The organism is Burkholderia sp. FL-7-2-10-S1-D7, assembly GCF_001524185.1.
Classification (GTDB): Bacteria; Pseudomonadota; Gammaproteobacteria; order Burkholderiales; family Burkholderiaceae; genus Burkholderia; species Burkholderia diffusa.
On the sequence record NZ_LOWY01000009.1, the window covers coordinates 1 to 4446 of the forward strand.

At 58.8% G+C, this 4446-nt stretch carries 6 protein-coding genes; 5 read left to right on the forward strand and 1 reads right to left on the reverse strand.

The window, feature by feature from the left end; all coding sequences use genetic code 11:
- Positions 1-125: porin (locus WS75_RS33240; protein WP_156429689.1), on the reverse strand; the 125-nt coding region annotated here is incomplete at its 3' end.
- A 697-nt stretch (positions 126-822) separates the two neighbouring features.
- Between WS75_RS33240 and pqqA the strand changes: the two genes are divergently transcribed.
- The 5 genes from pqqA to pqqE all read left to right on the forward strand — a co-directional run bounded on the left by pqqA (position 823) and on the right by pqqE (position 4153).
- Entirely contained in the window at positions 823-894 is a 72-nt protein-coding gene (gene pqqA, locus WS75_RS33245) for a pyrroloquinoline quinone precursor peptide PqqA (protein ID WP_156429690.1), read from the forward strand.
- A gap of 81 nt (positions 895-975) precedes the next feature.
- The gene (pqqB, locus tag WS75_RS01945) at positions 976-1887 is read left to right on the forward strand and encodes a pyrroloquinoline quinone biosynthesis protein PqqB (RefSeq protein ID WP_059678931.1); all 912 of its coding nucleotides are present in this window, start codon (positions 976-978) and stop codon (positions 1885-1887) included.
- Positions 1888-1975: 88 nt separating this feature from the next.
- The gene (gene pqqC / locus WS75_RS01950; protein WP_059678932.1) at positions 1976-2737 is read left to right on the forward strand and encodes a pyrroloquinoline-quinone synthase PqqC; all 762 of its coding nucleotides are present in this window, start codon (positions 1976-1978) and stop codon (positions 2735-2737) included.
- Complete coding sequence (gene pqqD / locus WS75_RS01955; protein WP_059678933.1) at positions 2737-3012, forward strand: pyrroloquinoline quinone biosynthesis peptide chaperone PqqD; 276 nt, start codon at positions 2737-2739, stop codon at positions 3010-3012. Before pqqC ends, pqqD begins: the two co-directional genes overlap by 1 nt.
- Positions 2984-4153: a pyrroloquinoline quinone biosynthesis protein PqqE gene (gene pqqE / locus WS75_RS01960; protein ID WP_059678934.1), complete on the forward strand. Its 1170-nt coding sequence runs from the start codon at positions 2984-2986 to the stop codon at positions 4151-4153. The genes pqqD and pqqE overlap by 29 nt, the downstream gene beginning before the upstream one ends.
- Positions 4154-4446: the final 293 nt, after the last annotated feature.

Genomic DNA, 4446 nt, shown 5'->3' on the forward strand with positions numbered 1-4446 from the left:
GTCGCGATGTGGTTCAGGTATTCGACGCCGCCGTCGATCCGGCCGTACAGCGTCACGCTTGTCTGTGCGAACGCGGCCGCCGGCGTGGCGGCCACGATCAGCCATGCGAAATGTTTGAGTGACAACGTCCCGCCCCTTTTTAGTCTCGATCGCCGACGATCGCCAGCCTGCGTACGCTCGACCGTCCGCGACCGATCAACAATCACCCGAGATCTGCTGAGCGGAGCTCAAGCAATCCCTCGGCCCCCCAGCCGTTCTCTTATGCAAAATGAATTTTTCTTGTCGCCGGCGAATTCCTCACAAAAATGACGAACAATAAACCAAACCGACCGCATTAAGCACCGGCAATTGATTATTCAATCAATAACAACCAAGATGGATACAATACGGAAAACATCACTCGATTAACTCCAAACACTCCGCAATCCACTCAAAATGCGCGAGACTCAAGACGACCTGGAGCGAAAGGCGTACGTTCAACCATCGAACCCACGCTAGACAAGCGTGTCCGGAACCAGAGCGGCATATCGACCGATAATGATGCTCGCCATGCCCTTAATTTTTAATATAGTAAGGAAATGAAAATCTGCCAACAACGAAAAATTGAAAACTCATCGATTCTATTTCTTACATTGACGGCGGCATAGACTGATGTAGCATTCAACCGGCAAGCATCTCCGCGGATGCCACCCGTTGTTCGCTGCAATAATGCAATGACGCCGAGACCACGCAACCGACGATGGCATTGTTCGCAGGTTCACGAGCGCGCGATTCTGACAAGTGCTTGCCCGTCTACTTCACCCTTCCAAAGGAACCTGTCTCATGTGGACCAAACCCGCCTACATAGATCTGCGTCTCGGTTTCGAAATCACCATGTACGTTTCGAACCGTTGATTCGAAAATGCAGGATCAAGCAAAAAGCCTCGGCTTGCCGAGGCTTTTTGCTTGATGAAGCCCACCCATCGAAGATCGGCCATGCTCATACACATCCTCGGATCGGCCGCAGGCGGCGGCTTTCCGCAATGGAACTGCAACTGCGCGAACTGCGCGGGGTATCGCAACAACACCGTAGAGGCACACGCACGCACCCAATCATCGATCGCGCTGTCCGACGACGGTGTGAACTGGATCCTGTGTAACGCGTCGCCCGACATACGTGCGCAGTTGCAAAGCTTCGCACCGATGCAGCCCGGCCACGCGCCACGCGATACCGGCATCGGCGCGATCGTCCTGATGGACAGCCAGATCGACCACACCGCCGGCTTGCTTGGCTTGCGTGAAGGCTGCCCGCTTCAGATTTGGTGTACGGATATGGTCCACGATGACTTGACGACCGGCTTTCCGCTGTTCGACATGTTGAAGCACTGGAACGGCGGGCTCATCTGGAACCGCATCGAGCCGGACAGCTGCTTCGTCGTACCGGTCTGCCCGAACCTGAAATTCACGCCGTTTCCTCTGCGCAGCTCGGCGCCGCCCTATTCGCCGCATCGTCATGCCCCCCACGTCGGCGACAACATCGGCCTGATCGTCGAGGACACGCGCACGGGCGGCATGTTGCTCTACGCACCGGGGATCGGCATTGTAGACGACATGCTTCTGAAACGTATGAACGCCTCGGACTGCCTGCTCGTCGATGGCACGCTATGGGACGATGACGAAATGCGGCGACTCGGCGTCGGCACCCGCACGGGCCGCGAAATGGGCCATCTCGCGCTAAGCGGCCAGCGCGGCATGATGGAAATGCTTGGGCGCGTTTCCAAACCCCGCAAGGTGCTGATCCATATCAACAATACCAATCCGATCCTCGACGAACGTTCCGTCCAGCGCTCGGAACTGCGGCGCCGCGACATCGAGATCGCGTTCGACGGCATGCAGATCGTGCTATGAGAAGCACTCCCTACCATCATGTGAACTCGTCGCGCATCGATCACGAAACAGCGGGCCGTTTTGCCGCGCCCCACCATTTCCAGACGTCATGAAACCACAGACGGGCCAATTGCCCCTCACTCCCGGTCAGTTCGAGCAGGCGCTACGCGCCAAGGGTACCTTCTATCACATTCACCATCCCTATCATGTCGCGATGTACGAAGGCCGCGCAACCCGGGAACAGATCCAGGGCTGGGTGGCAAACCGCTTCTACTATCAGGTCAACATCCCGATGAAGGACGCGGCGATACTCGCCAACTGCCCCGACCGCGAGGTACGGCGGCAATGGGTGCAGCGCCTCATCGATCACGACGGCGTCTCCGGCGAAGATGGCGGCATCGAGGCCTGGCTGATGCTCGGCGAAGCAGTCGGGTTGAGCGCCGGGCAGTTGCGCTCGCAGGAACTGGTGCTGCCTGGCGTACGCTTCGCCGTCGACGCGTACGTGAATTTCGCGCGCCGTGCGACGTGGCAGGAAGCGGCGAGCAGTTCGCTAACCGAATTGTTCGCCCCCCAGATTCATCAGTCGCGCCTCGACTCATGGCCGCACCACTATCCGTGGATCGATTCCGCAGGTTACGCATATTTCCGCACACGGCTCGGCCAGGCACGTCGCGATGTCGAGCACGGGCTCGCCATCACGCTGCAGCACTATACGACCGTCGAAAGCCAGCAACGCATGCTGGAAATCCTGCAGTTCAAGCTCGACATTCTGTGGACGATGCTCGATGCGATGTCAATGGCCTACGAACTGCATCGTCCGCCCTATCACACCGTCACCGACGAGCGTGTCTGGCACAAGGGAATCGCCTGATGAGATTCGATCGAAACCTGGTGCCGCGCTGGCGACAGGGTTTCCGCTTTCAGTTCGAACCCGCGCAAAACGCGCACGTATTGCTGTATCCCGAAGGGATGGTCAAGTTCAATGGAAGCGCAAGCGCGATCGGCGAGCTGATCGACGGCGAGCGCAGCGTCGCCGACATCATCGCGCATCTTGAAGACCAATTTCCTGGCGTCCCCGAACTCGCGGCGGACGTCGAGGATTTCATGGAGACGGCTCGTGCCAAACACTGGATCGAACTTGCGTGAGCCGGCCTCGGCCGCAGCCCGTCCCGAGGTCGGGCTGCCACTCTGGCTGCTTGCCGAACTGACTTATCGCTGCCCGCTGCAGTGCCCGTACTGCTCGAACCCGCTCGATTTCGCTCGCCAGGAAACGGAGCTCAATACGGAGCAATGGTTCAAGGTAATGGCCGAAGCGCGTCGGATGGGTGCCGCGCAAATCGGCTTTTCCGGCGGCGAGCCGCTCGTGCGCCCCGATCTCGTCAGGTTGATCACCGAAGCGCGAAGGCTCGGCTACTACACCAACCTGATCACCTCGGGCATCGGCCTGACCGAGGAGAAGATCGTCCGCTTCCGGGAGGCCGGCCTCGATCACATACAGATCAGCTTCCAGGCGAGCGACGCGGAAGTCAACAACATGCTGGCCGGCTCGAGGAAGGCGTTCGCCCATAAACTCGAGATGGCGCGCGCGGTGAAGAGGCACGGCTATCCGATGGTGCTGAACTTCGTCACGCACCGGCACAACATCGACGACATCGACCGGATCATCGAATTGTGTCTCGCGCTCGAGGCGGACTACGTCGAGCTGGCGACGTGCCAGTACTATGGTTGGGCCTACCTGAATCGCAATGCGCTGCTGCCGACCCGCGAGCAGCTCGTGCGTGCGGAACGCATCACCGACGAATACCGCGCCAGGCTTGCCGCGCAAGACCACCCGTGCAAATTGATCTTCGTGACGCCGGACTATTACGAGGAGCGACCGAAGGCGTGCATGAACGGCTGGGGCAGTCTGTTCCTGATCGTCACACCGGACGGTACTGCGCTGCCCTGCCACGGCGCTCGACAGTTGCCGATCGAATTCCCTAACGTGAGCGACCATGACCTGCGGCACATCTGGTACGAGTCGTCCGGCTTCAATCGCTTTCGCGGCGACAGCTGGATGAACCAGCCGTGCCGGTCATGCGACGAAAAGGACAAGGACTTCGGTGGATGCCGTTGCCAGGCTTACATGATGACGGGAGATGCGAGCAATGCTGATCCGGTATGCAGCAAATCTCCGCATCACTACATCATCCTAAAGGCGCGCGATGCTGCGCTTGCTCCGCCGCAACCCGTCGCGCAACTGGTGTTCCGCAGCAACTATAATTCCCGCAAGCTCACGATGAGTTGAGCTGTTGCCCAGCAGCCGTCGCGACGAAGCGGAAATTCGGCGAGAGCGCGACAGCTGACACCAACCTTTTTCTGGGGCGAATTCCTGTCGCACGACAGAATCAGCCGGTATCAGATACTGAACGTTCTGCATCGCGTGATGCGTGACCCACGAATGGGCGATATGACACTCTGGTCGCCATGATTTCATAATATATTTCGTGACGGTGCGAGCCTAAGAGACGGTTTCATAAAGGCTGTTCGGCGCGCCGGAGGGTATTCCAGCAGATCAGGCAGCAACCGAGTTTTAGGAAC